The sequence below is a fragment of the Mesorhizobium sp. B2-1-1 genome (assembly GCF_006442975.2).
Classification (GTDB): Bacteria; Pseudomonadota; Alphaproteobacteria; order Rhizobiales; family Rhizobiaceae; genus Mesorhizobium.
Map to the genome: position 1 here is coordinate 902,745 of NZ_CP083954.1, position 26,345 is coordinate 929,089.

A 26,345-nucleotide genomic window follows, 5' to 3' on the forward strand; every position below is an offset into this window, starting at 1 on the left:
TGGACCCGACACCGGACGGGGCAGAAGCAATAGAGGACCACAATGGCTGAACCCATTCGCAACTATCAGACGCGCGCCGTGCCCGGCGCCGCCGTCGACATCGATCAGGGCCTGCGCGCCTATATGATCAAGGTCTACAATTTGATGGGGCTTGGTCTCCTCATCACTGGTCTTGCCGCCGTCGGCACGATCATGCTGGCCACAACCACCGATCCGGCCTCGGCTGTCGCGACGCTGCCGAGCGGCGAGATGCTGACCTCGTTCGGCTACGCGATCTTCGGCTCGCCGCTGCGCTGGCTGGTGATGCTGGCCCCGCTGGCCGCCGTTCTGTTCCTGTCGTTCCGCGTCCAGTCGATGAGCGTGTCGGCGGCGCAGACGACGTTCTGGGTCTATGCGGGCCTAGTCGGCCTGTCGCTGTCGTCGATCTTCCTGGTCTACACCACCGCCAGCATCTCGCAGACCTTCTTCGCCACCGCCGCGGCCTTCGGCGCGCTGTCGCTGTTCGGCTACACGACCAAGCGCGACCTGACGGCGATGGGCTCGTTCCTGATCATGGGCGTGTTCGGCATCATCATCGCGATGGTGATCAACATCTTCCTGCAGTCGTCGGCGCTGTCCTTCGCCGTCTCGGCGATCGGCGTGCTGGTCTTCGCCGGCCTCACCGCCTACGACACGCAGAAGATCAAGGAGATGTATTTCGAGGGCGACGCTTCCGACGTTGCCGGCCGCAAGGCCATCATGGGAGCGCTGACGCTCTATCTCGACTTCATCAACCTGTTCATGTTCCTGCTCCAGTTCATGGGCGACCGCCGCTAAGGGCTGGTCCGCGTCATGGTCTGACTGGACCATCGGGTTTGGAGGGGCGGCCCAACGGCCGCCCTTTTCTTTTGCGCCGACCTTTGCTGTTATTGCAGGCAGACAAAGAGGCCTGCATAAAGAATGAGCACTATCGTTATACGGGCCGCGCGCGCGGCCGACCTCGACACCATTACGCAAATCTATGCCGACGCTGTGACCCGCGGCACGGCGAGCTACGAGCTGGAGCCGCCGGGGCGCGCCGAAATGGGCATGCGATTCGACACGCTCCAGGCCGGCGGCTTCCCCTACCTTGTGGCGGAAAAGGATGGCGCCGTGCTCGGCTATGCCTATGCCGGTCCCTTCCGGCCGCGCCCGGCCTATCGCTTTGTCGTCGAGGACTCCGTCTATGTCGCGCCTGATGCCAAGGGCCAGGGTGTCGGCCTCAAACTGATGCAAAGCCTGATCGCGGCCGCCGAGGCGGCGGGCTTTCGCCAGATCGTCGCTGTGATCGGCGATGGCCATCCCGACAGCGCTTCCGTCAAGCTGCACGAAAAGCTCGGCTTTCGTCATTCCGGCCGCCTTGAAGGCTCCGGCTACAAGCACGGACGCTGGCTGGACACCGTGTTCATGCAACTGGCGCTGAACGGCGGGGCCTCGGCTCCGCCGGATCCGGAATCATTGCCGGAACGGAAATTCCGTCAAGAAAAATAAGGGCTTAGATGAGCGCCAAGACTGAGGTCAACCGAGCAATTGCGCCGCGGTTCAGGCCTCGACCAGCTTCAGCTTGTTGTCGAAGACGCCGAGCACACGGCCAAGCTCCTGCCCGCGCTTGAGGATACGGCCGCCCGCGGCGATGACGGCGAAGGCGCCTTGTTTGCGTGCCAGTTTCGGGTCCTTGACGATCTGGAACAGCGGCACCTCGCTGGCCCGGCGGAACACTGAAAACACGGCCCTGTCGGTGAGATGATCGATAGCGTAGTCGCGCCATTCATTGGCGGCAACCATGCGCCCGTAGAGTTTCAGGATCTGGTCCAGTTCGCGCCGCTCGAAGCGCACCGGCTGGTCGAGGCGCGCACGGCGTGCCTCGTGGAGCGGGATCAGTATCGCGGATGCGTCGCCATCCTCCGTCCCGCCGCCGTGATCGGTCATGCCTCGATCCTTCAAAAATGAATCTTTGCCAACCAAAGTTGGCGCTTTCGCCATCGAATTGCAAGTGCCGGCGAAGCGGTGCGGACCCGCGCCATTTCCGTCGCGTCCAGTCACGTTTGCAAACGACATGTTGGAATTGGTGATGCTTCGCCACATTCTCGCCATTTTTTATCCGCGCTCATGCCCCAATGTCCGACGAATTTACCGGCGTTGCCTGAGACGGTTCGGTCCGGCACCGGCTCGTAAACCCCAAGCCCCCCGCCCACGGGTCTGCGTCGGATCGAACCAACCTCGGTTTTTCCTCGGAAAGACCGGGTGCGACGATCCCAAAACCTAAATGACCGACGTCAGAAGCAAGCTGACGTCGGTTTTTTCATGCCTGGGTCGCCGCTAATGCGGATTTCCCGCCGTATGGACGGTTTTCAGCCCGATCCGGTGCGACCGGCAGGATCGATGGGCGCCGAAATCTTGGCATGCCGTCCGCGCTTGCCAACGCCATCACCACTTAATAAGGTGTTAAGTGAAACGGGAGCGGCAATGCCACGCATATCGGACTCCACGGCGAAAGAGGTGAATGGTACGGTCGCGGCCACCCCTGAGGCCGGCGGCGTCGGTCCCCGCATCAAGGCGCTGCGCATGGCAAGGCGCGTCTCGCTGCGCCGGTTGGCCGACATGACCGGCACGACGGCGAGCTTCATCAGCCAGCTCGAGCGCAATCTGTGCGGCGCCAACACAGGCACGCTGCTCAGGATCGCCGCCGCTCTCGATCTCGGCATCAACGACCTGTTCGAGGGCAGCAGCCGTCCGTTGCACAAGGTGCTGAGGCGCGAGGAACGGCCTGTCGTTCCCGTCGGCGTGGGAGGCCGCAAGATGCTTTTGTCGCGGCGGCCGATCCATCAGTTCGAGGTTTATGCGGGGCATTTCGAGGTCGGCGGCTCGACCGGCGACGACGCCTATGTGCATGGCGGCGAGCATGAGATGTTCATGGTGCTCAAGGGAACCGTCGAACTGACGCTTGCCGACGAGCGCCATCTGATGCGCGAAGGCGACAGCGTCGAATACGCGACCTCGGTGCCGCACCGCACGGTCAATGTCGGCGACACACCGGCGGAGGTGCTCTGGATCATCGCGCCGCCGACCGCCGGCGCGCTGGAACTCGATCAGTACAGGACCGGAAACCGCTCGCATCCGGGTGAATGAGAACAAATGCGAGCTCTGGAATGGGAGAGTTGAACATGAGAGTGAAATTTGCACATGCGGCGTGCCTGGGCGTGCTTCTGGCGGCGACGGCCGCGCTCGCGCAATCGAAGCCGGTTGCCGGAGAGGTGGCCGAAGGCTCGCTGAAGGGCAAGACCCTGACTTTCGTTTCCTATGGCGGCATCTACCAGGACGGCCAGGCGGCAGCGCTCAAGGAGTTCGTGGACAAGTCGGGCGTCAAGCTGCTCAATGACGGCCCGACCGAGATCGCCAAGCTGCAGGCGCAGGTCGAGTCCGGCAATGTGACATGGGACGTTGTCGATACCGACGATCTGCCGCCTTATGTCTATTGCGGCAAACTGTTCCAGAAGCTGGACTTCACCAAACTCGACGTCTCGAAAATTCCCGAGGGCCAGGTCGGCGAGTGCTCGGTGCCGGCGATGAACTACGGCGTCGTGCTGATGTACAACACCGAAAAGTACAAGGACAATCCGCCCAAGAGCTGGGCCGACTTCTTCGACACGCAGAAATTCCCCGGCGTGCGCGGAATCGACGGCTCCGGCAGCCCGACCGGTGGCTTGCTGGAACAGGCGTTCAAGGTTGCCGGCGGGGACCCCAAGGCGATGACGGTGGCCGATATCGACAAGGCCATCGATGTGGTTCGCAAGCTCGGCCCCGATACCATCTTCTGGAAGACGGGTGCAGAATCGCAGCAACTCGCCGAATCCGGCGAGGCCGACATGCTGATGATGTGGACAGGCCGCGCCATGACCGCGGTCAAGAACGGCGCCAAATACGCACCGGCCTGGCAGGACTGGCTGGTGGTGATGGATCAGATGACGATCCCCGTCGGCGCCAAGGACACGGAGGCATCCTACGCGCTGCTCAACGCCTATCTTGGCAAGCACGCGCAGGAGGTGTTGACGGAGCAAACGTCTTACACGCCGATCAACAGTGAAGCGCAGCCCAAGGTCGACGCTTCCGTCTCCGCTTTCCTGACCAACACGCCCGAACGCCAGAAGCAGGGCTACAAGCAGAACTTCAAGTTCTGGGTCCCGAACTTCGCGGTGGCGCAGGAGAAGTGGTCCGCGCTGATGTCCGGCAACTGACCGGCTGAGGGAGACCAAAAGCCGTGAGCGCGTCCCAGCCAACCATTCCGGCCGCCGAAAGGCGCCGGGCATGGCGGCCGTTCGCGCTCGCGCTGCCGGCGCTGGTCCTGCTCTTCGCGGTGATTGGCTATCCGCTGCTCACCATCGTCGTGCGCAGCCTGTCGGAGCCGCAGTGGGGCCTACAGAACTATATCTGGTTCTTCGGCGCGCCCATCAACCTAGCCGTGCTCCGGCGGACCTTCCTCATTTCAGCATGGGTCACGCTGGTCTGCGTGGTTTGCGCCTATCCCTATGCCTATCTGATGACCGCGGTCCGACCACGCGTGCGCTTGGTGCTGCTGCTATGTGTGCTGATCCCGTTTTGGGTGAGCGGCGTGGTACGCACTTTGTCCTGGGTGATACTGCTGCAGGATTCGGGGGTCATCAACTCGATCCTGCGGGCGCTCGGGTTCGGCGGCATCAGGCTGATCCGCACCCAGACGGGCGTGGTCATCGGCATGGCGCAGGTGCTTTTGCCTTTCATGATCCTGCCGCTCTATTCGGTCATGAAAGGCATCGATCTCAGGCTGATGCAAGCCGCGCGGAGCCTCGGGGCGAGACCCTCGCGCGCGTTCCTCACGGTGTATCTGCCGCTGTCGCTGCCTGGCGTCTATGCCGGTGCGATCATCGTCTTCATCCTGGCGCTCGGCTTCTACATCACGCCGGCCCTGCTCGGCGGACCGCGCTCGACGATGCTGTCGACGCTGGTGCAGACACAGGTGCTCAGCCTCCTGCAATGGGGCAGGGGCGGGGCCATGGGCGTGGTGCTGCTCGTCACGACCTTCGTGCTGCTGGCGCTTGCCGCGCCCGTGATGCGGTCCAGCCATCGGCAAGCGGGGCGGCCCTGATGGAGATGAAGCCGCTTACCCGCGTCATGCTGGGTCTTGTCTGCCTGCTGGTAGCCATATGGCTGGTGGCACCGACGCTCGTCGTGGTGCCGATGTCATTCAACGAGAATAAATCGCTGGCATTTCCACCCCAGGGCTTCTCCTGGCAATGGTACGAAAATTTCGTCACCAATCCGGATTGGTCGACCAGCTTCCTCAATTCGCTGAAGGTCGCATCGATCGTTGCGGTTCTGGCAACCGTGCTCGGCACCCTTGCCGCCTTCGGCCTCGACCGCATGCAGGCGCGGCCGGCAAATCTCCTGCGCATGCTGATGCTGACGCCGATGGTGGTGCCGGGCGTGGTCCTGGCCATCGGCATCTACGCCGTCTATCTCGACACGCGGCTTGTCGGCACGCTGCTCGGCTTCGTTCTGGCCCACACCATCCTTGCGCTGCCTTTCGTGTTGATCGCCGTTTCGGCCAATCTCGAAGTGTTCGACAAGCGGCTGGAGACAGCCGCGGCGAGCCTGGGCGCAGGTTCGCTCACCACGTTCCGCACGGTGACGCTGCCGCTGATCGCCCCCGGGGTACTGTCGGGCCTGCTGTTCGCCTTCGCCACCTCCTTCGACGAGATCGTGGTGTCGCTGTTCATCACCAATCCCTATCTCAAGACGTTGCCGGTGCAGATCTTCGCTTCCATCACGCGCGACGCCGACCCGACGGTCGCGGCCGTCGGCACGATCCTCTTATGCGCAACGACACTGCTGATCGGCGGCGGCATGCTGCTTCTTGGCCGTGAGCGGAAGGGAGGCTTATGAATCAGAAAGCGGAAAGTCGCGGTGCGGCGATCGACCTGGAGTCGGTAAGCAAGGCCTATGGTTCCTTCAAGGCGCTCGACGGCGTGTCGCTGCGAATCGAGCCGGGTGAATTCATGACGCTGCTCGGCCCGAGCGGCTCAGGCAAGACGACGACGCTGAACGTGATCGCCGGCTTTACCGACCTGACCAGCGGCAAGCTGCTGGTCGGGGAAAAGAGCGTGGTCGGCGTGCCGGCGCACAAGCGCAACATCGGCGTGGTCTTCCAGCATTATGCACTGTTCCCGCACATGACGGTCGGCCGCAATGTCGCCTATCCGCTGAAGCTGCGCGGCGTCACCGGGGCAGAACGCGAACGCCGTGTCCGCCACGCGCTCGACATGGTCAAGATGGCCGATTTCGGCCATCGCTTTCCAAGCGAGCTTTCGGGCGGCCAGCAGCAGCGCGTGGCGCTGGCCCGCGCCATCGTCTTCGATCCGCCGCTGCTGCTGATGGATGAGCCGCTCGGCGCGCTGGACAAGAAACTGCGCGAATGGCTGCAGCTCGAGATCAAGCGCATCCACCGCGAACTCGGCACCACCTTCGTCTATGTGACGCACGACCAGGAGGAGGCGCTGGTGCTCTCCGACCGCATCGCCGTGTTCAACCGCGGCGGTATCGAGCAGATCGGCACCGGCCGCGAACTCTACGACGAGCCGGCGACGCTTTTCGTCGGCAAGTTCATTGGCGATTCCACCGTGCTGCGCGGCCCCGCCGCCACTTCCGGCAAGGAGACGGCGATCGAAATATCAGGCCAGAGAGTGGCGACCGCAAAGCGTCTCGCCAATGGCGGCAAGCCGGTGATGCTGCTGCGTCCCGAAAAGCTGGCGCTTGCGCGTCGCGGCGGCGGCGGGGATGGCCGCAACCGGCTCGCCGGGCGTATCGGCGAGGCCATCTATCTCGGCTCCGGCTCCAAATACGAGGTGGAGCTCGCCGACGGCTCGAAAGCCATCGTGCGCTCGACGCTCGAGGCGGACACCTTTGCCATTGGAGACGAGGTCGACGTGCTCTTCGCCGGCGGCGACGTGAAGCTGCTCGCCGATGACGACAAGGCCGACCTGACCCTTACCTGAAACAGAGCGGCCTCGCCTTTCCATGGAAAACGACGAGGCCGCCTCCTCTCTTGGTTTTTAACGCAGTTCCGGACGGGAAACCGCTCCACACTTTTCCTGGAATCGCACGGAGAACGGATCACAAGATGCAAGCCCAGCGCAATGGCGACGTGTCGTTCTGGTATGCCGACATAGGTGGCCCGCCGGCCAGCCGCCCACCCTTGCCCGGCGACATCGAGGCCGATGTCTGCATCGTCGGCGCCGGCTATACCGGACTTTGGACGGCCTACTATCTGAAGAAGGCGGAGCCCGCGCTGCGCATCGCCATCGTCGAAAAGGAGTTCGCCGGCTTCGGTGCCTCGGGCCGCAATGGCGGATGGCTGTCCGGCGGCTTCAGCTGGTCGCGCGAGAAATATGCAAAAACCTCCTCGCGCGGGGCGGTGATCGACATGCAGCGCGCCATGTCCGGCACGGTCGACGAGGTGATCGCGATTGCCGCTGCCGAAGGGATCGACGCCGATATCCGCCGCGTCGACAACATCACCGTCGCCACAAACGCCGCGCAGCTTGAGCGCGCCAAAGCCGAGTACGAAGAGGCCCGGCATTGGGAAATGCCGCCCGAGCGGCTGGCCTTCCTCGGTGCGCAGGAAGCGCGCGAGCGCATCGCCATCGACAATGTATTGGGCGCCTTCGTCGTGCGCGACGTCGCGCGCGTGCAGCCGGCCAAGCTGGTGCAGGGTCTGGCGGCGGCGGTCGCGCGGCTCGGCGTCGCCATCTACGAACAGACGCAGGTGCTGGCGCTCGAGAAGGGCAAGGTCACCACCGACCGCGGCGTCGTGCGCGCCGAAAAGATCGTGCGCGCCACCGAGGGCTTCACCGCCGGCATTGCCGGCTACGAGCGTCTCTGGCTGCCGCTGAACAGCGCCATCGTGGTGACCGAGAAGCTGCCGCAGAAGCTCTGGGACGAAATCGGCTGGAGCGGCTACGAGGTGCTGGGCGATGCAGCGCACACCTACTGCTATGCGCAGCGCACGCGGGAAGGCCGGATCGCCATGGGCGGCCGGGGCGTGCCCTACCGCTTCGGATCGCGCACCGACACGCGCGGCAAGACACAACAGGCGACCATCGACCAGCTGCACGAGATCCTGACCAGGCTGCTGCCGCAGACCAAAGGCGTGCGGCTCGACCATGCCTGGTGCGGCACGCTCGGCGTGCCGCGCGACTGGTGCACGACATGCGGCTTCGATCGCGAAAGCGGCATCGGCTGGGCCGGCGGCTATGTCGGGCTCGGCGTTTCCAGTTCGAACCTGTCCGGCCGCACCTTGCGCGACCTGGTGCTCGGACATGACACGGAGCTGACCCGGTTGCCTTGGGTCAACCGCACGGTGAAGAAATGGGAGCCGGAGCCGCTGCGCTGGCTCGGCGTCCACGCCATGTACCAGCTCTACCGCATCGCCGACCGGCGGGAGGCAAACGGCCTGGGGCGGACGTCGCGCCTCGCCGCTTTCGCTGATCGCCTGACCGGCCATTGAGGCAGGTCACTCAAACGCGATTCCGTTTGGTCGACAGGCATGAATGGAGACCGACAGCGCGTCGCATCATTTCCGTTTTCGGCGGCGCGCTTCAGAGCCTTCGATCGAACGGCGCATCGGAACCGGGGCGGTGAATGAAGGCGGCGCCCAGGATAGGCCCTGGCAGGCCGTCCTTGCCGACGGACTGCAAAAGCACGGCGCAGCCGCCCTTCTTGGAAATCTCACTCATCGGCAATTCGTAGCGCTGCGCCTTGCCGTGCCAGATGCCCGCTGTCTGGATGCCGGTCACCGCGTTCCAATAGGTCATCTTGCGGCCCGTGTTCTCGCCCTGGCCGATCGTCACCGTCTGCGGCGGCTCGAAATAGACGATGACGACATGGGCATCGCTGGGACCGGTCCCGCCATCGCCGGTATCGATCATGACGCGGTCGCTGGTCCGGCTGACCTTGATGGCGACCCGCATGTCTTCGCCGATCCTTGCCATGCGGGCGAGTTGGCCATCGACCTCGCCGCGATTGGCGCCGTTCACATGGACCCGGCCGTTGATGACCGCCTGCGGCGTATAGACTGAGCGGTTGCCGAAGGCCCGCATATACTCATATTGCCGCTCGGTGTTTTCCTTGCTGCTCAGCGTGTCCCGCCAGCCGAGATAATCCCAGTAGCCGACGTGATAGGAGAGCGCGACAAGATCCTGCCTGGCGGCAAGTTCGGAGAAGAAGGCGTCGGCAGGCGGGCAGGAACTGCAGCCTTGGCTGGTGAACAGCTCGACCACGCCCACGGGCCTGTCGCCCTGGGGCTTGTCGGCCGGTAGCCTGCCGGACTCGCCGGCGTGCCCGGCACCGGCAAACGCCGAGAAGGCCAGCGCGAACGCTGCCAGCCACAATGATCTACGCGAGGCCATGACCATTCCAATTCCCGCCGGTGATGCCGGCTTTGTTTTGATTGGCTGAAATATGTGGCAGAACCGGAAGTCAACGGGAAGTCACGTTGCGGTGAAATTTTGCCATTGCAAGCCTGGGTAGGGCGGCAATAGGAGAAGCCACTGCATTTCAACCGGCGGTTCGATTCGGGGACGGGATCATCATCATGTGGCAAAGTTTCCTGGCTCCAGTCGATCTTTATTGCGAGCGAACGGGTCCTGAACTTTGGGCCGAGCCGGTGAATGCTTTGACCAACCTGGCTTTCATTGCCACGGGACTATGGGGCGTCCGCCAAGTGCGGCGATGCAGGACCGGCATTTTCGCCGAGGTCCTGGCCTGGTGGGTGGTGGCGATCGGCGTCGGCTCGACGATCTTTCACATCTTCGCCACCAAGGGAACGGTCTGGGCCGACGTGGTGCCGATCGCCGGCTTCACGCTGGCCTACACGCTGTTCAACCTGCGCCGCTTCCTGCGCCTGGAATGGGGCAAGGCGATCGCGATCTTCGTCGTTTTCTATGCCGTTGTCGGAGCGATAACTCTGGCCGTACCGGATTGGCTGCGCCAGGCGTCGAACGGTACCACAGGCTACCTGCCGCCGTTCCTTGCGCTCGCCTTCTTCGGTCTATGGGTGGCGGCGAGCGGCAATCGCGCCGGCTGGTACAATCTGGCCGGATCGGCGATCTTCGTGCTGTCGGTCATCTGCCGCATGATCGATCCGCTGGTCTGCACCAGCTTCCCGCTCGGCACGCACTTCCTCTGGCACCTGCTCAACGGGCTGATGCTGGCTGTGCTGCTGGCCGCCGCGGCGCGCTACGGCGCGCCGCAGCGAAGGCAGTAGGCAGTAGGCAGTAGTTTTTCTATTCCCTACTGCCTAAGCCCTACTCCCTTGCCGCTACGCGGCAAGATCGCGCAACACGTACTGCAAAATGCCGCCGTTCTTGAAGTAGTCGAGTTCGTCAAGCGTATCGATGCGGCAGATGATCGGCACCTTCTTCACCGTGCCGTCGCCATAGGTGATCCTGGCTTCCATCTTTTGGCGCGGCTTGAGGGCGTCCAGGCCGTCGATCTCGACCAGCTCATCCCCTTTCAGGTTGAGCGAAGCCCATGAGGTGCCTTCCTCGAAGACGAAGGGGATGACGCCCATGCCGACCAGGTTGGAGCGGTGGATGCGCTCGAAGGACTGGGCGATGACCGCGCGGACACCAAGGAGATTCGTTCCCTTGGCCGCCCAGTCGCGCGACGAGCCGTTGCCGTATTCGACGCCGGCGAAGATGACCAGCGGCACGCCTTCCTTCTTGTATTGCATCGCCGCGTCGTAGATCGATTCCTCTTCCTTCGACGGGTAATGGATGGTGTAGCCGCCTTCCCTGCCGTTCTCGCCCAGCATGTGGTTGCGGATGCGGATGTTGGCGAAGGTGCCGCGCATCATCACCTCATGGTTGCCGCGGCGCGTGCCGTACTGGTTGAAGTCGGCAACGCCGACGCCATGCTCGGTAAGGTATTTGCCGGCCGGCGAGGCGGCCTTGATCGAGCCCGCTGGCGAAATGTGGTCGGTGGTGATCTTGTCGCCGAACAAGCCCAGCACGCGGGCGCCCTTGATGTCGCCGATCTTGCCGAAGCCCGTGGTCATGCCGGCGAAATAGGGCGGGTTCTGCACATAGGTGGAATTGTCGTCCCAGGCATAGGTCTGGCCTTCCGGCGCCTTGACGTTCTGCCAGTTCTCATCGCCCTTGAAGACGTCGGCATATTTGCGGGCGAACAGCTCGCGCGTCACGTTCTTCTCGATGAATTCCTGGATTTCCGCCGAGCTCGGCCAGATATCCTTGAGGTAGACCGGCTTGCCGTTCCTGTCCTCGCCGAGCGGCTCGGTGGTCAAGTCTTTCGTCACCGTGCCGGCCAGCGCGTGCGCCACGACCAGCGGCGGCGAGGCGAGATAGTTGGCCTGCACGTCGGGCGAGACACGGCCCTCGAAGTTGCGGTTGCCGGAAAGCACCGCGGCGGCAATCAAACCCTTATCGTTGATGGTCTTGGAGATCGGCGCCGGCAGCGGGCCGGAATTGCCGATGCAGGTGGTGCAGCCGAAGCCGACCAGGTTGAAGCCGATCTGGTCGAGCTCTTTCTGCAGGCCGGATTTCTCGAGATATTCGGCGACCACCTGGCTGCCCGGCGCCAGCGAGGTCTTCACCCAGGGCTTCTGCTTGAGGCCGAGGCGATTGGCGTTGCGGGCGAGCAGGCCGGCGCCGATCAGCACGCTCGGGTTCGAGGTGTTGGTGCAGGAGGTGATGGCGGCGATGACGACGTCGCCATGGCCGAGATCATGGCCGGTGCCTTCGACGGCGTAGCGCTTCGAGATTTCAGCCGCCTTCTTGTATTCGGTGTCCATAGCCTTGACGAAGCCGGCCGGGATGCCTTCCAGCGCGACGCGGCCCTCTGGGCGCTTCGGGCCGGCCATCGACGGCACGACGTCGCCGAGATCGAGCTCCAGCAAGTCGGTGAAGACCGGGTCGGCGGAGCCTGCGTCACGCCACATGCCTTGCGCCTTGGAGTAGGCTTCGACCAGCGCGATGCGGCTTTCCTCGCGGCCCGACATTGTGAGATAGCGGATGGTCTCGCTATCGACCGGGAAGAAGCCGCAGGTGGCGCCATATTCAGGCGCCATGTTGCCGATGGTGGCGCGGTCGGCCAGCGTCATATTGGAAAGACCAGGGCCGAAGAATTCGACGAACTTTCCGACGACGCCCTTCTTGCGCAGCATCTGGGTGACGGTGAGCACGAGGTCCGTGGCGGTGACGCCCTCCTTCAGCTTGCCGGTGAGGCGGAAGCCGATGACCTCGGGCAAAAGCATGGAGACGGGCTGGCCGAGCATGGCCGCCTCGGCTTCGATGCCGCCGACGCCCCAGCCGAGCACGCCGAGGCCGTTGATCATTGTGGTGTGCGAATCGGTACCGACGCAGGTGTCGGGATAGGCTGATGTTTCGCCGTCCTCGGTGTTGGTCCACACCACCTGGCCGAGATATTCGAGGTTGACCTGATGGCAGATGCCGGTACCGGGTGGCACGACGCGGAAATTGCGGAACGCCTGCTGGCCCCATTTCAGGAACTTGTAGCGTTCCTCGTTGCGCTCATATTCGAGCTCGACATTGCGCGCGAAGGCCATCGGCGAGCCGAACTCGTCGACAATGACGGAATGGTCGATGACGAGGTCGACCGGCACCAGCGGGTTGATCTTTTGCGGGTCGCCGCCGAGCGAGGCCATGGCGTCGCGCATCGCCGCCAGGTCGACCACCGCCGGAACGCCGGTGAAATCCTGCATCAGGACGCGGGCAGGGCGATAGGCAATCTCGACGCCGGCCGTCCCCTTGTCGGTCAGCCAGCCGGCGACGGCCTTGATCGAGTCCTTGGTGACGGAGCGGCCGTCCTCGTTGCGCAGAAGGTTCTCCAGCAGAACCTTCATCGAATAAGGCAATTGGGCGATGCCGGTGAGCCCGTTCTTCTCGGCCTCGACGAGGTCGAAATAGGTATATTCGGCGTCGCCCGCTTTCAGCGTGCGGCGGCAATTGAAACTGTCGAGGGATTTTGACACGTGCGATCCGTCCTTGTCTGTTCAGCCTGAAAGGGAACGGACGCCGATGGCATGCAATCACGCGCAAAGGTGCGGGTACGGCCATTTCCGCTGTCCGCTCCCAAGCAACCCGAGCCGTTCAAGGCGGCGCGTGCGCTGGTTCGGCGCTAGTTCTGTTCCCGCGCCGACCGCTGGCACGGATGCACCGCATATAGAGAATTTTCCGGAATAGTTCTAGACAGTTAAAAAGCAAATTTGTGCGATGCGGCAGGGGCCGAGGCGGATTGTTTCAGGGCGGGCGAGGGATGCGGCTTATCGCCGAAAATCTGGGCGGCGAACGCGGCGGCGAGACGGTGTTTTTGGGCATTGGCTTTGAGCTCGATCAAGGCCAGGCGCTGGTCGTCACCGGGCCGAACGGATCAGGCAAATCGACCTTGCTCAGGATCGTCGCCGGACTGCTGCCGAAGGCTGAAGGCAATTTGCTGATCGAGGGCGGCGGGGATGAATTTCCGTCGATCGCTTCGGCCTGCCACTATCTCGGCCATCAGAACGCAATGAAAACGGCGCTCAGCGTGACGGAAAACCTGCGCTTCTGGCGCGACTTCAACGGCGGTGGATCCGTCGGCGTCCAGGAGGCGCTGGAGACCGTCGGACTGGACGGCATCGGCCATCTGCCGTTCGGCTATCTCTCGACCGGGCAAAGACGACGCGCGGCGATCGCGAAACTGCTGGTCAGCCACCGACCGATCTGGCTGCTCGACGAGCCGACGGCGGGTCTGGACAAGGATTCGGAGGCGCGATTCGCGGGATTGATGAGGGGGCATTGTTCCGAGGGCGGGATGATCGTCGCGGCAACGCATCTGCCGCTCGGGATCGAGGGAGCGCAGACGTTGAGGATGGGGCAGGCCTTTTGATGACGGCACTCTACGGCGCCCCCCTCTGTCCTGCCGGACATCTCCCCCTCGAGGGGGGAGATCGGCTGCCAGCTTGGCTTTCGCCAATTACAACGGTTGAAAGATTGGCGCGCCACCGAAGCTGCCAATCTCCCCCCTCGAGGGGGAGATGTCCGGCAGGACAGAGGGGGGCGCTCAAGCGCGAGTATCTCATATCATGCTAGCCCTTCTCCTCCGCGATATCCGCCTTTCGATTCGGGCCGGCGGCGGGGCGCTGACGGGCGTGATCTTCTTCCTCGCTGTGATCGCCACCATTCCCTTCGGCGTCGGGCCGGACCTGAGACTGCTAGCCCGCATCGGCCCGGCGATCCTGTGGATCGGGGCGCTGCTCTCTTGCCTGCTCGGCCTCGACCGGCTGTTCCAGGCCGACCGCGAGGACGGCTCGCTCGATCTCCTGGTGCTCGGCAACGACCGCCACATGCTGGCGCTGACCGTGCTCACCAAATGCCTGGCGCATTGGGCGGGCAGCGTGCTGCCGCTGGTGGTCGCCGCGCCCCTGCTCGGCCTGTTCATGAACATGGAGCCGGTCGCCATCGGCGCCACGGCGCTTACGCTGCTGGTCGGCACGCCGGCGATCACTTTCATCGGCGCCGTCGGTGCGGCGGTGGCGGTGGCGCTGCCGCGCGGCGGACTCCTGATCTCGGTGCTGGTGCTGCCGCTGACCATCCCGGTGCTGATCTTCGGGGTTTCGGCGAGTTACGGCGCGACGGCCAATCCCGATCCGTTCCTGCAGCCTTTCCTCATTCTTGCCGCGCTGACGTTGTTTCTTGCCGTGCTCGGACCGCTGGCGGCGGCGGTGGCGCTGCGCCATGGCACGGATTGAGGCGGCCATGACCGGCAGAGGCTGCGGCGCGGCGGCCAATTGCGCGGTCACCGGCGCGGGGCTAAGGGAAGGCATGATCGAGCACGGCGGAAGGATCGAATTGGCGGGCGGCATGCCGACGAGGTGGACGGCATGAGCCCGCATGCGCTCTACGTCACCGCCGCCTATACCGTCACGGCGATTGCGCTGGCCGGGCTGATCGGCTGGATCCTGCTCGATCAACGGGCCCGCAAGCGCGAACTGGCCGAACTCGAGGCGGCGGGCGTGCGCCGACGCTCCGACAAGGGCGGGGAGCGCGCGTCATGAGCACGGATATGCCAACGCCGGCGCCGGCCCGGCGCCGCCTGTTCGTGCTGTTGCCGCTGCTGGTCTTCCTCGGGCTGGCGGGGCTGTTCCTGGCGCAGCTCCTGTCGGGGCGCGACACTTCGGAGGTGCCGTCGGCGCTGATCGGCCTGCCGGCGCCGCCGACCAACCTGCCGCCGCTGGACGGCACGAACCTGCCGGGGCTGGATTCGAAATCGTTCGCCGGCAAGGTGACGCTGGTCAACGTCTTCGCCTCATGGTGCGCGCCTTGCCGCGAAGAGCACCCGGTGCTTTTGGGGCTGGCGCAGGACAGGCGCTTCACCATGGCGGCTCTGAACTACAAGGACCGGCCGGAAAACGCCCGCCGGTTCCTCGGCGATCTCGGCAATCCGTTCCAGGCGATCGGCGTCGACGAGGCCGGCCGCACGGCGATCGACTGGGGCGTCTATGGCGTGCCGGAAACCTTCGTCATCGGCAAGGACGGCAAAATAGCCTACAAGCATGTCGGGCCGCTGACGGCCGAGACGGCTCAGACGCTGCTGTTGCCGCAGATCGAGAAGGCGCTGGCCGCGCCGAACTGAGGTGACCGGCCGGCCTACTTGCTTGCCTTGGCCCGCTCGATCGCGTCGACGATCATTTTCTTGGCATATTTGGAATCGTGCCAGCCCTCGATCTTGACCCATTTGCCGGGTTCGAGATCCTTGTAGTGCTCGAAGAAGTGCTGCACCTGATCGCGGGTGATCTCGGGCAGCTGCGTGTATTCGGTGACGTTCTCGTAACGCAGCGTCAGCTTCGGCGACGGCACGGCGATGACCTTCTCGTCCTGGCCGGCATTGTCTTCCATGATCAGCACGCCGATCGGCCGAACATTGATGACGCAGCCGGGCACCAGCGCGCGCGTGTTGCAGACCAGCACGTCGATCGGATCGCCGTCGCCAGACAGCGTGTGCGGAACGAAGCCGTAATTGCCGGGATAGCGCATCGAGGTGTGCAGGAAACGGTCGACGAACAGCGTGCCGGCCTCCTTGTCCATCTCGTATTTGATCGGCTCGCCGCCGATCGGCACCTCGATGATGACGTTGACGTCCTCGGGCGGATTCTTTCCGGTGGCGATGGCTTCAATACGCATGACTTATCCCTCTCTCGATTGGCAGACCGATAGCGGGCGGCGCAAAATGGTGCAATGCGGCGAATGGTGCTCAAGAACGCCCAGCAAGACGCAATGGCATTCAATGCGTTCAATCATTAGCAGAAGATGTTTCAGTGTCGTGATTGCGTAGGTTGCGCTTCGCGCCGCTTACGCGATCGTTCCTCGCCGGTCATTCCCAGACGAAAGCAACCTTCTTCAGCGCCTTCTGCTCGAATATCTCGACGCCTTCGGCGATATCGCGGCCGCCGGCGCCGGAATAGAAGGCGAGCGCGTTCTGATTGTCTTCCAGCGCCCACACCACCGTGCCCTTCAATCCGTGGTCGGCAAGCCGCGCCCGTGCCGCCTTGAAAAGCCGGCTGCCGAGCCCGATGCCCTGATATTCCGGCCGCAGGTACAATTCATAGATCTCGCCCTGCTGCTTGAGTTCGCGGGCCCGGTTCTTGCCGATCGTGGCGTAGCCGGCAACCGTGCCGCCAATCTCGATCACCAGGACGGTGGCGGCGCGACGGATGGCATTGGCCCACCAGTCGGCGCCGCGACGGTTGATCATCGATGTCAGGGTGCGGTGCGGGATGATGCCGCTATAGGCGCCGCGCCAAGCCTGCAAATGCACGTCGGCGATCGCCGCGGCGTCGCGCGATTCGGCTTTGCGGATATCGATGCTCAGCGTATTCATGATTTGTTAACCATAAACCCGCATCGCTCGAATGCAAGAGTCCGGGCAGTCCGGAGGACGCTTTCTCACAGGCCGTCATCGCCTGCGCAATGCGCGTTCGAGGCTGTCGGTGGAGCTCAAATCTCGACCAGATGATCGTCGAGCTCGTTGGTGTCGCCCGACGTCACCGGGAAGTGCTCGGCGAGCACCGCTCCAACCGATTGGATCGCCTTGACGAAGCCGTCGGCAAGCCGGTCGTCGCCGGCATGTGCGGTAAGCTCGCGCACCACATCATCCCAGACATGCTGGCCGACCTTGGCGTCAATGCCTGAATCGGCGACCACCTCGGCGTAGCGCTCGGTGACCGAGACGAACACCAGCACGCCGGTGCGCGCGGTCGTGCGGTGGACGTTGCGGGCCAGGAACTGCTTCAGTGCGTTGTCATGCGCGGTCTGATAGCGCAGCCGTCTCGGCACCATATGGATGCGCAGCCCCGGAAAGGCCCATAACAGCAAAAGAAAGCAGGCCAGCGCCAGAAGCTGGGCAATGACGAAGTGCGGCAGACGGATGGTGAGCCACCAGGCCTCGAGCCCATAGGCGACGGCGAGGCTGACCAGCAGCGTGGCGAGAGCCGCCACGAAGGCAGCCGGAAAGAAGTAGTTGCCGCTGGCATGCGCCACCACGCAGTAGATTTCGCCGTCGGTCCTTGATTCGGCGGCGCGGATCGCCCCGGCGATGCGCTCATGGTCCTGCGGGCTGATCGGTCGTATCGCCATGATCCCTCTCACCAGCTTCCAGAAGAGCCGCCGCCGCCGGAAGAGCCCCCACCGCCGGAGAAACCACCGCCGCTACCGCCCGAGGACCAGCCGCCGCCGCCCGACCAGCCGCCGCCACCTGACGACCAGCCGCCACCCGACGATCGCCGGCTCGGCTCGAACGTCATGCCGAGCCAGCGGTAACGGCCGGGACCGATCTTCTGGCCGAAGATCGGCGGCAACACCGAGGCCGCTATGCTGCCGAAGAAGATGAGCGCCCAGATGCCGATGAAGATGGCGAAGAACAAATCGTCGGAATTGAACGGCGCCTGCTGGTTGCGCTTGCCGCGTGCTTCCAGCTCCTCGGGATTGCCGTTGAGCACCATGATCATGTCGTCGACGGCCTTGGTGATGCCGCCGGAGAAATCGCCGGCACGGAAGGCCGGCACCATGTCGTTTTCGATGATCAGCTTGGTGTGCAGGTCGGTCAGCGTGCCTTCCAGCCCGTAGCCGACCTCGATGCGCATCTTGCGGTCGTTCGGCGCGACCAGAAGCAGCACGCCGTTGTTCTCCTTCGCCTGGCCGAGTTTCCAGAACCGGTACAGCCGGTTGGCATAGGGCTCGATCTCCTCGCCGCCGAGACTGGGGATGGTGGCGACGACGATTTGATCGGAGCCTTTCGTCTCGAAATCGGCAAGCTTCTGCGTCAGTGCCGCCCTGGTCGCCGCATCGATGATGCCTGCATTGTCGACGACACGGCCGGTCAGCGCCGGGAGCTCGGCGGCGAGGGCCGCAAATGGCACCACGAGAACGAGGAGCAGGACAGCGACGCGATACATGGCGCGTCGTCCCTCATTGGCGAGCAGGATCACCACGTCGGAATCCGGCAATCATCCGCCCTGTTTCGTGCCGAAATCGACCTTCGGCGTCTGCAATTTGTCCTCCTCGACCGTGAAATTGGCGAAGGGCTCGTTGCCGCGGAACCAGAACGTCGCCCACAGCACCGAGGGGAAGGTCCGTAGCGTCAGATTGTAGTCCCTGACCGCCTGGATGTAGTCACGCCGCGCCACCGCGATGCGGTTCTCGGTGCCTTCGAGCTGCGCCTGCAGCGCCAGGAAGTTCTGGTTGGCCTTCAGGTCCGGGTATGCCTCCGACACAGCGAGCAGCCGCGACAGCGCGCTGGTCAGCCCTGCCTGGGCGTCCTGAAACCTCTTGAGGGCTTCGGGATCCTTCAACGTTTCTGGCGTTACCGTGACCTGCGTCGCCTTGGCGCGCGCCTCGACCACAGCGTCGAGCGTGTCCTTTTCGTGCGAGGCGTAGCCCTTGACCGTCTCGACCAGGTTGGGGATGAGGTCGGCGCGGCGTTGATACTGGTTCAGCACCTCGCTCCACGCCGCCTTGGCGTTCTCCTCCGCCGTCGGGATGGTGTTGTAGCCGCAGCCGGCAAGCAGCGGCAGCATGACGGCCATCACCAGCAAGGCGGGCAGCGTGCGGAATGTCGGGAAAGCAAGGCGCTGGGCAAACATGATCGGTCCCCTCGGTAGAAGTTGCATGCGAAGCATTACCACAATCGGCGCACAAGAAAACGACCTCGGCGCAGACGGTTGTCGATGGGATCACGGTCGGTCGCAAGGCGCTGTAATTGACGGGGCGAACGCGCTAAGGTCGCCACGAAACAGGACAGCATCATGGCGCAGCGCCAGGACAGCGACACCGAATCGCGCCGCATCCTCGAGCGCGTCGCGCGCGAGACCGATCCGGCCGCCACTTCGCTCGCGGCGCGGACCGCGAAGGCCGTTCGCGACCACGTCGCGGCGGCCGATGCCGACCGCGCGGATCCGATCGAAGTCTGGGGCACGCGCATTGGCAGGATAATTGGGCTGCTGCTGGCGCTGGGCCTGATGGTCTGGCTCGTGCTTTTCCTCGCCCGGGGCAGTTAGGAATCCAATGAGCACCGAGCAAGCCGACGCGCCGCGCGCGGTCATCGTCATTTCCAGCCATGTCGCACGCGGTTCGGTCGGCAATCGCGCCGCCGTCTTTGCGCTGGAATCGCTGGGTTTCCCGGTATGGGCGGTGCCGACAATCATCCTGCCCTGGCATCCCGGCCATGGGCGCGCGACCCGCATCGTGCCGCCGCTCGATCAGTTCAAGGCATTGATGGCCGATCTGGAGCGCGCGCCGTGGCTGGGCGAGGTCGGGGCGGTGCTGTCGGGCTATCTCGGCGAGGCCGGCCAGGCCGAAGCCGTCGCCTCGCTGGTCGCTGCGGTCAAGGCGAGGACGCCCGACGCCGTCTATATCTGCGATCCGGTAATGGGCGATTCGGGCGGGCTCTATGTGCCGGAGCCGACGGCGATCGCCATGCGCGACCGGCTGATGCCGATCGCCGACATTGCTACCCCTAACCGCTATGAGCTGGAATGGATGGCCGGCGTGCCGTTGCCCGACCTGAAGTCGGTGATGGCCGCGGCGCTCCATGCGGGGCCTTCAACCATGCTGGTCACCTCGGCGCCGTCGATGATTTCAGGCGGCACCGGGAATCTTCTGCTCGACGGCAGCCAGGCGCTGCTCGCCGAGCACCGCGTCATCGACAAGCCGCCGAACGGTTTGGGCGACCTGACAGCGGCGGTCTACCTGGCGCGCATCCTCTCCGGCCAGCCGGCGATCAAGGCGCTGCAATCGACGACGGCGGCGGTCTACGAGATCCTGGCGCGCACGGCCAAACGCGGCGGCGACGAATTGCAGCTCGAAACCGATGCGCAGAGCCTGTCGCACCCGATGGCGATGGTGCAGCTTCGCCGTCTCACGCATCCGGGGCGGGACCGCCGCGCGTGACATCGGCCGAAGTCGTTGTTGCCGGCGTCGACGGCTGCAAGGCCGGCTGGATCGTCGTTCGACGTGCACCCGGCTCATTGCCCTCCGTCGAAATTTTCGCCAGCTTCGCCATGCTGCTCGCTGCGGTTCCCGACGACGCGATCGTCGCCGTCGACATGCCGATCGGCCTGCCTGAATTTTCGAGCAAGGGCGGGCGCGGACCGGAGGCGCAGGTCAGGTCGCTGCTCGGGCCGCGCCAATCCAGCGTCTTCTCGATCCCGTCTCGTGCGGCACTCTACGCCGATACCGCCGAGTTCACTTCGATCGAAGCCTGGTACGCCGCGCACCGCCGGGCGAGCGACGTGGCCAGGACGACATCCGATCCGCCGCGCGGCGTTTCGATCCAGGCATTCGGCATCTTTGGCAAAATACGCGAGATCGATACGTTGCTGATCTCGCGGCCCGAACTGCGTGGCCGCGTCTTCGAATCGCATCCGGAAGTGGCTTTCTGTCGGCTCAACGGCGGGCAGGCCATGCTGCTGCCGAAGAAGGTCAAGGGCAGCATCAATCCGGCCGGCATGGCGGAACGCAAGGCGCTGCTTAGCCGGCACGGCTATGCCATAGACTTCCTCGATCAGGCGCCGCCGCGCGGTGCGGCCGCCGACGATTTCCTCGATGCGGCGGCGATGATGCTGATCGCCGGCCGCATCGCCGCCTGCACGGCACGGCCGTTTCCCGACCCGCCACTTACCGACGGCTTTGGCATACCGGTCGCCATCTGGGCGTGACAACATTGCCCAGCTTTGCGCCTGACGCAGGGCATTTCTCACCAACCCCACAATTCTGCATTGCTCGCGACGGGCTTTTACCGCTAGAGCGTTTTCTCGACCGCAACGAGCTGCCGCCTCCAACCCGGAAAGCCGCCCATGCCTCACCTTCCCGACCACCTTCTTGCCGGCTACCGCAATTTCATGAACGGTCGCTATCTCACCGAGAGCGGCCGCTATCGCGAGCTCGCCCGGGAGGGGCAAGCGCCGGAAACCATGATCGTCGCGTGCTGCGATTCCCGCTCGGCTCCCGAGGCGATCTTCGACGCAGGGCCCGGCGAACTCTTCGTGCTGCGCAATGTCGGCAATCTGGTGCCGCCTTACGAGCCGGACGGCGAGTTCCACTCGACCTCGGCCGCGCTCGAATTCGCGGTGCAGAGCCTCAAGGTCAAGAACATCGTTGTCATGGGCCATGGCCGCTGCGGCGGTATCCGTGCCGCGCTCGACGCCAATTCCGCGCCACTGTCGCCGGGCGATTTCATCGGCAAATGGATGAGCCTGATCGCGCCGGCCGCCGAGACCGTGTCGGCCAGCACCTTCATGACTGCGACGGAGCGCCAGACGGCGCTGGAGCGCATCTCGATCCGCTATTCCCTCGCCAATCTCAGGACCTTTCCCTGCGTCTCGATCCTTGAGGGCAAGGGGCGGCTGTCGCTGCACGGTGCCTGGTTCGACATTTCGACCGGCGAGCTCTGGGTGATGAACAAGGAAACCGGCGATTTCGAGCGCCCGGTGCTGGAGTGACCGAAACGGCACGCCAGGCAATGAACATCCGGCCGGTCATGTTCACCGCCGCCGCACTGCTGATGGCGATAATGGCCGCCCGCGCCGATGACGGCGCCATCATCAGCCGGTGGTATTCGGCCCTGCTGGTCGCCGACCGCACCGAACTTTCCGACCTGCTCGCCGACAATGTGCGCATCGAACTCGACGACCTCGGCATCGTGCAGGGAAAGCAGGAGTTCATCGCCTCGCTCGACGAATGGAAAGGTGCGGTTGCTGGTGCCGCGATCCGACACCGGATCGAGAAGAACGAAGGCGGCGTCACCACGGTGATCGCCTGCTACGACTTCCCCGACAACGACATGCTGATGCATGAGACCTTCGCCATAGCGGGCGACCGCATCACGGCCAGCACGCAGAAAGCGCTTGCGGAAAGCTGCGAAGCCTACTGACCGGCAGCGCTGTTGCGCGCGCCGGACGAGCGCCCTACATCGGTGATTTCAGCCCCTCCCGACCTGCCAGCCCGAAAGACAATCCATGCCCGCCACGAAAGCCGTCGACCTCGCCGCCCATCCGCTGACCACGTGGCAAGGGCCACTCGGCCTGCCCGATTTCGCCCGATTTGGCGACGACGAGTTCGCACCCGTCTTCGACGCGGCGCTGAAGGCGCATGAGGCCGAGATCGAGGCCATCGCCGCGAACGAGGATACGCCGACCATCGAGAACACGCTTCAAGCCCTGGAGCTCGCGGGCGAAGCGCTCGACCATGTCTCGTCGATCTTCTGGTGCCGTGCCGGGGCCCACACCAACGAGGACATCCAGGCGCTGGAGCGCGACATCTCGCCAAGGATGTCGAGGCATTTCTCGGCGATCTCGATGAATGAAAGGCTCTTTGCCCGCATCGACGACCTTTACCGGCGCCGCGAGACGCTCAAGCTCGATGCCGAGACGCTGCATGTGCTGGAAAAGACCTGGAAGGGTTTTGTCCGCTCGGGCGCGAAACTCGATGCGGATGGCAAGAAGCGGCTGGCAGGGATCAACGAGGAGCTCTCGTCGCTCGGCACCAGCTTCGGCCAGAACGTGCTTGCCGACGAACGCGACTGGGCGCTGTTCCTCGACGAGGCCGACCTGGCCGGCCTGCCGGATTTCGTGAAGAGCTCGATGGCCGAAGCCGCCGAGATGCGCGGCCAGAAAGGCCGCTACGCCGTCACCTTGTCGCGCTCGATCTACGAGCCGTTCTCGACCTTCTCGGAGCGCCGCGACTTGCGAGGGATCGCCTTCCGCGCCTTCACCATGCGCGGCCAGAATGGCGGCGCGACCGACAATACGGCCGTGGTGCGCGACATGCTGAAGCTGCGCGCCGAGAAGGCGAAGCTGCTCGGCTACGGCTCCTTCGCGGCGCTGAAGCTCGACGACACCATGGCCAAGACGCCCAAGGCGGTGCACGACCTGCTCGATCCCGTATGGGAAAAGGCGCTGGAAAAGGCCGCCGACGACCAAAAGGAGCTGGAACGGCTGGCGGCGGAAGCCGGCAGCAACGAAAAATTCGCCGCCTGGGATTGGCGTTTCTACCAGGAGAAGCTGCGCGCGGAGAAATTCGCCTTCGACGAGGCGGAATTGAAGCCCTATCTCCAGCTCGACCGGATCATCGATGCCTGTTTCGACGTCGCGACAAGACTGTTCGGCATCACCTTCGAAGAGAGGAAAGGCATTGCCGCCTGGCATCCGGACGCGCGTGTGTTCGTGGTGAAGAATGCCGATGGCAGCGAGCGCGGCCTGTTCCTGGCCGACTATTTCGCGCGGCCGTCGAAACGCTCCGGGGCCTGGATGAGCGCACTGAAATCAGGCTACCGCCTGGGCCCCGGCGCGAGCCCGATCATCTACAACATCATGAATTTCGCCAAGCCGCCCGTGGGCGAGCCGGCGCTGCTGTCGGTGGACGAGGCGAAGACCTTGTTCCATGAATTCGGCCATGCCCTGCACGGCATGCTGACCGATGTCACCTGGCCTTCGGTGTCGGGCACTTCCGTCAGCCGCGATTTCGTCGAACTGCCCTCGCAGCTCTACGAACACTGGCTGACCGTGCCGGCGGTGCTGGAAAAGCACGCTTTGCATGTCAAGACCGGCAAGCCGATGCCGAAGGCTCTGCTCGACAAAATGCTGGCGGCGCGCACTTTCGGGGCTGGCTTTGCCACGGTGGAATTCACCGCCTCGGCGCTGATCGACATGGCCTTCCATGCAAGGCCCGACGCGCCTGAGGAGCCACTTCGTTTCGAGGCCGAAACGCTCGAAAAACTCGACATGCCCGACACCATCGCGATGCGCCACCGCACGCCGCATTTCGGCCATGTCTTTGCCGGCGAGGGCTATTCGGCCGGCTACTATTCCTACATGTGGTCGGAAGTACTCGACGCCGACGCCTTCGCCGCTTTCGAGGAGACGGGCGACCCCTTCAATCCCGCGCTGGCCGAGCGGCTGAGAAAGAACATCTATGCCGCCGGCGGCTCGAAGGATCCGGAAGAACTCTACACCGCGTTTCGCGGCAAGATGCCGTCGCCGGAAGCCATGATGGTGAAGCGGGGGCTGGTGTAGGGCGAGCCTTCCCTTCTCCCCTTGTTGTGGGAGAAGGTGGATCGGCGCGCAGCGCCGAGACGGTTGAGGGGTGTTCCAGCGGAGTGAGGCGTGGGTGTTCCCTGGAACGCCCCTCATCCGTCGCCTTCGGCGACACCTTCTCCCACAAGGGAAGAAGGGGGAGCCTTGTCCTTCCACGGATCCGCCACCCTTGGCCAGATCGCCCGCTTCAGTTTCCTGTAATCCGTCACCGCCGGATTGCTGGGATACGCGCTCGGCGCCGAGAGATAGATGATCTCGGCGGCGATCGGTTCGAAGCCGGCGTAGAAATGGTTGGTCGATTTGATCAGCAGCATGTCCTTGGCCAGCGGATCGACGCCGATGTTGGAAAAAATGTCCGGTTCGAAGGTCTGCGTGCGGTTGGTGTTGAGGATGATGTCGACCTCGGTGCCCTCGATGCGGATCAACGCGGCGGGCCCGAGCGTCACCCGGCTCGGCCCGAAGCTCTGCCAACCTTCGGCGAGAACTTTCAGCACCATGACGCGGGCGTCGATCGGCTCGCCGGCCTGGGGACCGGCCTTGCCGCCGAAACGCAGGTCGATGACGGCGCCCTCGCCCGCGGCCCGGCAGAAGGTCACGGCGACCGGATCCCAGATCGTCGCCACGCCGACATTGTCGATGCCGCGGGCCAAAAGCTCCCGCAGCACGATGGTGCCGTCACCCGGCACGCCGCCGCCCGGATTGTCCCAGATGTCGGCGATGACCACCGGCCTGCCGCGCTTTTCAGCGTGCACCGCCAGCGCCCGATCGATGCCATCGCCGGCGCTCAGCATCGTCATCGCCGTCTTTTGGCGCATCGCGTAGAGCTCGCGTCCCAGCGTTTCGGCCAGCGCGTCGCCCTTGGCCTTGTCATTGTCGGTGACGACGAGGATACGCGTGCCCATTTCGGGCACATCCGCCGCCATGAAGCCATGGATGACCGAAACCGACAGCACGCCGTCCCTGCCGTGCAGCGCCTTGATACGGTCGACGAAGGAGCGCATCGGTTCGCGGCTGGTCGGCAGCACCTGGATCATGCGGCAGTCGAAGGTCGAGATGACGGGCTTGATCTCGCCACGCGCCGCGGCGAGGCCAAGCTCGACGACATGTTCGCCGCGTTCGTAGAAATCGGTGTGCGGGAATTCTAGGAAATAAGCCATGACGTCGCACGCTGCCACGCGCTTCGGCGTCAGGTGGCTGTGCGGGTCGAACTCGCAGGCGATCACCACCTTCGGGCCGACGATCCCGCGCACGCGTTCGAGAAGGTCGCCTTCGCAATCGTCATAGCCCTGCGCCACCATTGCGCCGTGCAGTCCGAGGATAACCGCTTCGACCGGCAGTGCCGCCGTGAGCTGGGCGAGGATCTCGTCGCGCAGCTCCTCGTATGTCTGCCGCTGCACCAGGCCGCCGGGTTCGGCCCAGGTGGCGGTGCCCTCGATGACGTCGAGCCCCTCGCCGGCCGCGCGCCGGCGCAGGGCGACGATCGGCGAGGAGCACAGCGTCGGCGTCTCCGGATGCTTGCCCGGCCCGGCATAGAAGGCCATCTCGAACGATGCCCTGTCGGTCGGCACCGGCGAAAAGGTGTTGGTTTCCGTCGCCAGCGAGGCGGTGAAGATGCGCATGAAAGCTCCGTGGACAGGTTACTCTTCGTTCTCGCAATTCCGGACGGAAAACCGCCACACACTTTTTCAATGGA

At 64.3% G+C, this 26,345-nt stretch carries 29 protein-coding genes; 20 read left to right on the forward strand and 9 right to left on the reverse strand.

The genetic code is table 11. The features are described from left to right. Window positions 1-42: 42 nt before the first annotated feature. Together FJ972_RS04285 and FJ972_RS04290 are read left to right on the forward strand one after the other, a co-directional pair. Window positions 43-816, forward strand: coding sequence for a Bax inhibitor-1/YccA family protein (locus tag FJ972_RS04285; RefSeq protein ID WP_140492223.1), 774 nt, complete (start codon window positions 43-45; stop codon window positions 814-816). Between the two features lie 123 nt (window positions 817-939). Next, entirely contained in the window at window positions 940-1,509 is a 570-nt protein-coding gene (locus FJ972_RS04290; protein WP_140524595.1) for a GNAT family N-acetyltransferase, read from the forward strand. A 51-nt stretch (window positions 1,510-1,560) separates the two neighbouring features. Here the strand turns inward: FJ972_RS04290 and FJ972_RS04295 are convergent, their stop codons facing one another. After that, window positions 1,561-1,947, reverse strand: coding sequence for a DUF2794 domain-containing protein (locus FJ972_RS04295; protein ID WP_140524596.1), 387 nt, complete (start codon window positions 1,945-1,947; stop codon window positions 1,561-1,563). A 537-nt stretch (window positions 1,948-2,484) separates the two neighbouring features. Here FJ972_RS04295 and FJ972_RS04300 point away from each other — a divergent pair. From FJ972_RS04300 to FJ972_RS04325, 6 genes are all read left to right on the forward strand, one after another. Next, window positions 2,485-3,147 (forward strand): helix-turn-helix domain-containing protein, encoded by a 663-nt coding sequence (locus tag FJ972_RS04300; protein ID WP_140524598.1) that lies wholly within the window; start codon window positions 2,485-2,487, stop codon window positions 3,145-3,147. Between the two features lie 35 nt (window positions 3,148-3,182). Next, on the forward strand, window positions 3,183-4,253 hold the full coding sequence (locus FJ972_RS04305) for an extracellular solute-binding protein (RefSeq protein ID WP_181165196.1): 1,071 nt from the start codon (window positions 3,183-3,185) through the stop codon (window positions 4,251-4,253). A gap of 23 nt (window positions 4,254-4,276) precedes the next feature. Further along, a complete protein-coding gene (locus FJ972_RS04310; RefSeq protein WP_140514018.1) occupies window positions 4,277-5,140 on the forward strand; it encodes an ABC transporter permease in 864 nt (287 codons plus the stop codon). After that, entirely contained in the window at window positions 5,140-5,937 is a 798-nt protein-coding gene (locus FJ972_RS04315; protein WP_140492241.1) for an ABC transporter permease, read from the forward strand. The genes FJ972_RS04310 and FJ972_RS04315 overlap by 1 nt, the downstream gene beginning before the upstream one ends. After that, window positions 5,934-7,046: an ABC transporter ATP-binding protein gene (locus tag FJ972_RS04320; protein ID WP_140524599.1), complete on the forward strand. Its 1,113-nt coding sequence runs from the start codon at window positions 5,934-5,936 to the stop codon at window positions 7,044-7,046. The genes FJ972_RS04315 and FJ972_RS04320 overlap by 4 nt, the downstream gene beginning before the upstream one ends. Before the next feature lie 125 nt (window positions 7,047-7,171). Then, window positions 7,172-8,557 (forward strand): NAD(P)/FAD-dependent oxidoreductase, encoded by a 1,386-nt coding sequence (locus FJ972_RS04325; protein ID WP_140524601.1) that lies wholly within the window; start codon window positions 7,172-7,174, stop codon window positions 8,555-8,557. A 91-nt stretch (window positions 8,558-8,648) separates the two neighbouring features. Here FJ972_RS04325 and FJ972_RS04330 read toward each other — a convergent pair whose 3' ends face one another. Next, window positions 8,649-9,464 carry a DUF1223 domain-containing protein gene (locus FJ972_RS04330; protein WP_140524602.1) on the reverse strand — a complete coding sequence of 272 codons (816 nt, stop codon included), beginning with the start codon at window positions 9,462-9,464 and terminating at the stop codon, window positions 8,649-8,651. A gap of 179 nt (window positions 9,465-9,643) precedes the next feature. Between FJ972_RS04330 and FJ972_RS04335 the strand changes: the two genes are divergently transcribed. Beyond that, window positions 9,644-10,315 (forward strand): ceramidase domain-containing protein, encoded by a 672-nt coding sequence (locus FJ972_RS04335; RefSeq protein WP_140524604.1) that lies wholly within the window; start codon window positions 9,644-9,646, stop codon window positions 10,313-10,315. A 54-nt stretch (window positions 10,316-10,369) separates the two neighbouring features. On the opposite strand, the gene acnA is transcribed toward FJ972_RS04335, so the two are convergent. After that, window positions 10,370-13,060, reverse strand: coding sequence for an aconitate hydratase AcnA (gene acnA, locus FJ972_RS04340; protein ID WP_140524606.1), 2,691 nt, complete (start codon window positions 13,058-13,060; stop codon window positions 10,370-10,372). A 284-nt stretch (window positions 13,061-13,344) separates the two neighbouring features. On the opposite strand from acnA, the gene ccmA reads away from it, so the two are divergent. The 5 genes from ccmA (at window position 13,345) to FJ972_RS04365 (ending at window position 15,699) form a co-directional block, all read left to right on the forward strand. Beyond that, window positions 13,345-13,953, forward strand: a complete 609-nt coding sequence (ccmA, locus tag FJ972_RS04345) for a heme ABC exporter ATP-binding protein CcmA (protein ID WP_140524608.1) — start codon at window positions 13,345-13,347, stop codon at window positions 13,951-13,953. Window positions 13,954-14,149: 196 nt separating this feature from the next. Beyond that, window positions 14,150-14,815: a heme exporter protein CcmB gene (ccmB, locus tag FJ972_RS04350; protein WP_140524610.1), complete on the forward strand. Its 666-nt coding sequence runs from the start codon at window positions 14,150-14,152 to the stop codon at window positions 14,813-14,815. Further along, the gene (locus FJ972_RS04355) at window positions 14,802-14,951 is read left to right on the forward strand and encodes a hypothetical protein (protein ID WP_181173424.1); all 150 of its coding nucleotides are present in this window, start codon (window positions 14,802-14,804) and stop codon (window positions 14,949-14,951) included. Before ccmB ends, FJ972_RS04355 begins: the two co-directional genes overlap by 14 nt. Beyond that, window positions 14,948-15,121, forward strand: a complete 174-nt coding sequence (ccmD, locus tag FJ972_RS04360) for a heme exporter protein CcmD (protein WP_140524611.1) — start codon at window positions 14,948-14,950, stop codon at window positions 15,119-15,121. Before FJ972_RS04355 ends, ccmD begins: the two co-directional genes overlap by 4 nt. Continuing rightward, window positions 15,118-15,699 (forward strand): DsbE family thiol:disulfide interchange protein, encoded by a 582-nt coding sequence (locus tag FJ972_RS04365; RefSeq protein ID WP_140524613.1) that lies wholly within the window; start codon window positions 15,118-15,120, stop codon window positions 15,697-15,699. The genes ccmD and FJ972_RS04365 overlap by 4 nt, the downstream gene beginning before the upstream one ends. A gap of 14 nt (window positions 15,700-15,713) precedes the next feature. On the opposite strand, the gene ppa is transcribed toward FJ972_RS04365, so the two are convergent. The 5 genes from ppa to FJ972_RS04390 form a co-directional block, all read right to left on the reverse strand. Next, window positions 15,714-16,247 (reverse strand): inorganic diphosphatase, encoded by a 534-nt coding sequence (gene ppa / locus FJ972_RS04370; RefSeq protein ID WP_140492463.1) that lies wholly within the window; start codon window positions 16,245-16,247, stop codon window positions 15,714-15,716. 190 nt (window positions 16,248-16,437) lie between these two features. Further along, on the reverse strand, window positions 16,438-16,944 hold the full coding sequence (locus FJ972_RS04375) for a GNAT family N-acetyltransferase (RefSeq protein WP_140492466.1): 507 nt from the start codon (window positions 16,942-16,944) through the stop codon (window positions 16,438-16,440). A gap of 116 nt (window positions 16,945-17,060) precedes the next feature. Next, the gene (locus tag FJ972_RS04380) at window positions 17,061-17,699 is read right to left on the reverse strand and encodes a TPM domain-containing protein (RefSeq protein WP_140524615.1); all 639 of its coding nucleotides are present in this window, start codon (window positions 17,697-17,699) and stop codon (window positions 17,061-17,063) included. 8 nt (window positions 17,700-17,707) lie between these two features. Then, window positions 17,708-18,517: a TPM domain-containing protein gene (locus FJ972_RS04385; protein ID WP_181165206.1), complete on the reverse strand. Its 810-nt coding sequence runs from the start codon at window positions 18,515-18,517 to the stop codon at window positions 17,708-17,710. Window positions 18,518-18,568: 51 nt separating this feature from the next. Beyond that, window positions 18,569-19,204 carry a LemA family protein gene (locus tag FJ972_RS04390; protein WP_140514006.1) on the reverse strand — a complete coding sequence of 212 codons (636 nt, stop codon included), beginning with the start codon at window positions 19,202-19,204 and terminating at the stop codon, window positions 18,569-18,571. A 162-nt stretch (window positions 19,205-19,366) separates the two neighbouring features. Here FJ972_RS04390 and FJ972_RS04395 point away from each other — a divergent pair, with 162 nt between their 5' ends. The 6 genes from FJ972_RS04395 (at window position 19,367) to FJ972_RS04420 (ending at window position 24,631) form a co-directional block, all read left to right on the forward strand. Beyond that, window positions 19,367-19,618, forward strand: coding sequence for a hypothetical protein (locus tag FJ972_RS04395; protein ID WP_140524617.1), 252 nt, complete (start codon window positions 19,367-19,369; stop codon window positions 19,616-19,618). Window positions 19,619-19,625: 7 nt separating this feature from the next. Then, window positions 19,626-20,510: a pyridoxal kinase PdxY gene (gene pdxY / locus FJ972_RS04400; RefSeq protein ID WP_140524619.1), complete on the forward strand. Its 885-nt coding sequence runs from the start codon at window positions 19,626-19,628 to the stop codon at window positions 20,508-20,510. Then, window positions 20,507-21,277: a DUF429 domain-containing protein gene (locus FJ972_RS04405; protein WP_140524621.1), complete on the forward strand. Its 771-nt coding sequence runs from the start codon at window positions 20,507-20,509 to the stop codon at window positions 21,275-21,277. The genes pdxY and FJ972_RS04405 overlap by 4 nt, the downstream gene beginning before the upstream one ends. A gap of 138 nt (window positions 21,278-21,415) precedes the next feature. Then, window positions 21,416-22,060: a carbonic anhydrase gene (locus FJ972_RS04410; protein ID WP_140492485.1), complete on the forward strand. Its 645-nt coding sequence runs from the start codon at window positions 21,416-21,418 to the stop codon at window positions 22,058-22,060. After that, complete coding sequence (locus FJ972_RS04415) at window positions 22,057-22,491, forward strand: nuclear transport factor 2 family protein (protein ID WP_140492488.1); 435 nt, start codon at window positions 22,057-22,059, stop codon at window positions 22,489-22,491. Before FJ972_RS04410 ends, FJ972_RS04415 begins: the two co-directional genes overlap by 4 nt. A gap of 85 nt (window positions 22,492-22,576) precedes the next feature. Further along, entirely contained in the window at window positions 22,577-24,631 is a 2,055-nt protein-coding gene (locus FJ972_RS04420) for a M3 family metallopeptidase (protein WP_140524623.1), read from the forward strand. A 113-nt stretch (window positions 24,632-24,744) separates the two neighbouring features. On the opposite strand, the gene FJ972_RS04425 is transcribed toward FJ972_RS04420, so the two are convergent. Next, the gene (locus tag FJ972_RS04425) at window positions 24,745-26,271 is read right to left on the reverse strand and encodes a M81 family metallopeptidase (protein WP_140492494.1); all 1,527 of its coding nucleotides are present in this window, start codon (window positions 26,269-26,271) and stop codon (window positions 24,745-24,747) included. Between the last annotated feature and the right edge of the window lie 74 nt (window positions 26,272-26,345).

Bases quoted from the DNA above. Each gene is read 5' to 3' on its own strand.
- FJ972_RS04285 (WP_140492223.1), top strand. From the start codon at position 43: ATGGCTGAACCCATTCGCAACTATCAGACGCGCGCCGTGCCCGGCGCC.
- FJ972_RS04290 (WP_140524595.1), top strand. From the start codon at position 940: ATGAGCACTATCGTTATACGGGCCGCGCGCGCGGCCGACCTCGACACC.
- FJ972_RS04295 (WP_140524596.1), bottom strand. From the start codon at position 1,947: ATGACCGATCACGGCGGCGGGACGGAGGATGGCGACGCATCCGCGATA.
- FJ972_RS04300 (WP_140524598.1), top strand. From the start codon at position 2,485: ATGCCACGCATATCGGACTCCACGGCGAAAGAGGTGAATGGTACGGTC.
- FJ972_RS04305 (WP_181165196.1), top strand. From the start codon at position 3,183: ATGAGAGTGAAATTTGCACATGCGGCGTGCCTGGGCGTGCTTCTGGCG.
- FJ972_RS04315 (WP_140492241.1), top strand. From the start codon at position 5,140: ATGGAGATGAAGCCGCTTACCCGCGTCATGCTGGGTCTTGTCTGCCTG.
- FJ972_RS04320 (WP_140524599.1), top strand. From the start codon at position 5,934: ATGAATCAGAAAGCGGAAAGTCGCGGTGCGGCGATCGACCTGGAGTCG.
- FJ972_RS04325 (WP_140524601.1), top strand. From the start codon at position 7,172: ATGCAAGCCCAGCGCAATGGCGACGTGTCGTTCTGGTATGCCGACATA.
- FJ972_RS04330 (WP_140524602.1), bottom strand. From the start codon at position 9,464: ATGGTCATGGCCTCGCGTAGATCATTGTGGCTGGCAGCGTTCGCGCTG.
- FJ972_RS04335 (WP_140524604.1), top strand. From the start codon at position 9,644: ATGTGGCAAAGTTTCCTGGCTCCAGTCGATCTTTATTGCGAGCGAACG.
- ccmA (WP_140524608.1), top strand. From the start codon at position 13,345: ATGCGGCTTATCGCCGAAAATCTGGGCGGCGAACGCGGCGGCGAGACG.
- ccmB (WP_140524610.1), top strand. From the start codon at position 14,150: ATGCTAGCCCTTCTCCTCCGCGATATCCGCCTTTCGATTCGGGCCGGC.
- FJ972_RS04355 (WP_181173424.1), top strand. From the start codon at position 14,802: ATGGCACGGATTGAGGCGGCCATGACCGGCAGAGGCTGCGGCGCGGCG.
- ccmD (WP_140524611.1), top strand. From the start codon at position 14,948: ATGAGCCCGCATGCGCTCTACGTCACCGCCGCCTATACCGTCACGGCG.
- FJ972_RS04365 (WP_140524613.1), top strand. From the start codon at position 15,118: ATGAGCACGGATATGCCAACGCCGGCGCCGGCCCGGCGCCGCCTGTTC.
- ppa (WP_140492463.1), bottom strand. From the start codon at position 16,247: ATGCGTATTGAAGCCATCGCCACCGGAAAGAATCCGCCCGAGGACGTC.
- FJ972_RS04375 (WP_140492466.1), bottom strand. From the start codon at position 16,944: ATGAATACGCTGAGCATCGATATCCGCAAAGCCGAATCGCGCGACGCC.
- FJ972_RS04380 (WP_140524615.1), bottom strand. From the start codon at position 17,699: ATGGCGATACGACCGATCAGCCCGCAGGACCATGAGCGCATCGCCGGG.
- FJ972_RS04385 (WP_181165206.1), bottom strand. From the start codon at position 18,517: ATGTATCGCGTCGCTGTCCTGCTCCTCGTTCTCGTGGTGCCATTTGCG.
- FJ972_RS04390 (WP_140514006.1), bottom strand. From the start codon at position 19,204: ATGTTTGCCCAGCGCCTTGCTTTCCCGACATTCCGCACGCTGCCCGCC.
- FJ972_RS04395 (WP_140524617.1), top strand. From the start codon at position 19,367: ATGGCGCAGCGCCAGGACAGCGACACCGAATCGCGCCGCATCCTCGAG.
- pdxY (WP_140524619.1), top strand. From the start codon at position 19,626: ATGAGCACCGAGCAAGCCGACGCGCCGCGCGCGGTCATCGTCATTTCC.
- FJ972_RS04410 (WP_140492485.1), top strand. From the start codon at position 21,416: ATGCCTCACCTTCCCGACCACCTTCTTGCCGGCTACCGCAATTTCATG.
- FJ972_RS04420 (WP_140524623.1), top strand. From the start codon at position 22,577: ATGCCCGCCACGAAAGCCGTCGACCTCGCCGCCCATCCGCTGACCACG.
- FJ972_RS04425 (WP_140492494.1), bottom strand. From the start codon at position 26,271: ATGCGCATCTTCACCGCCTCGCTGGCGACGGAAACCAACACCTTTTCG.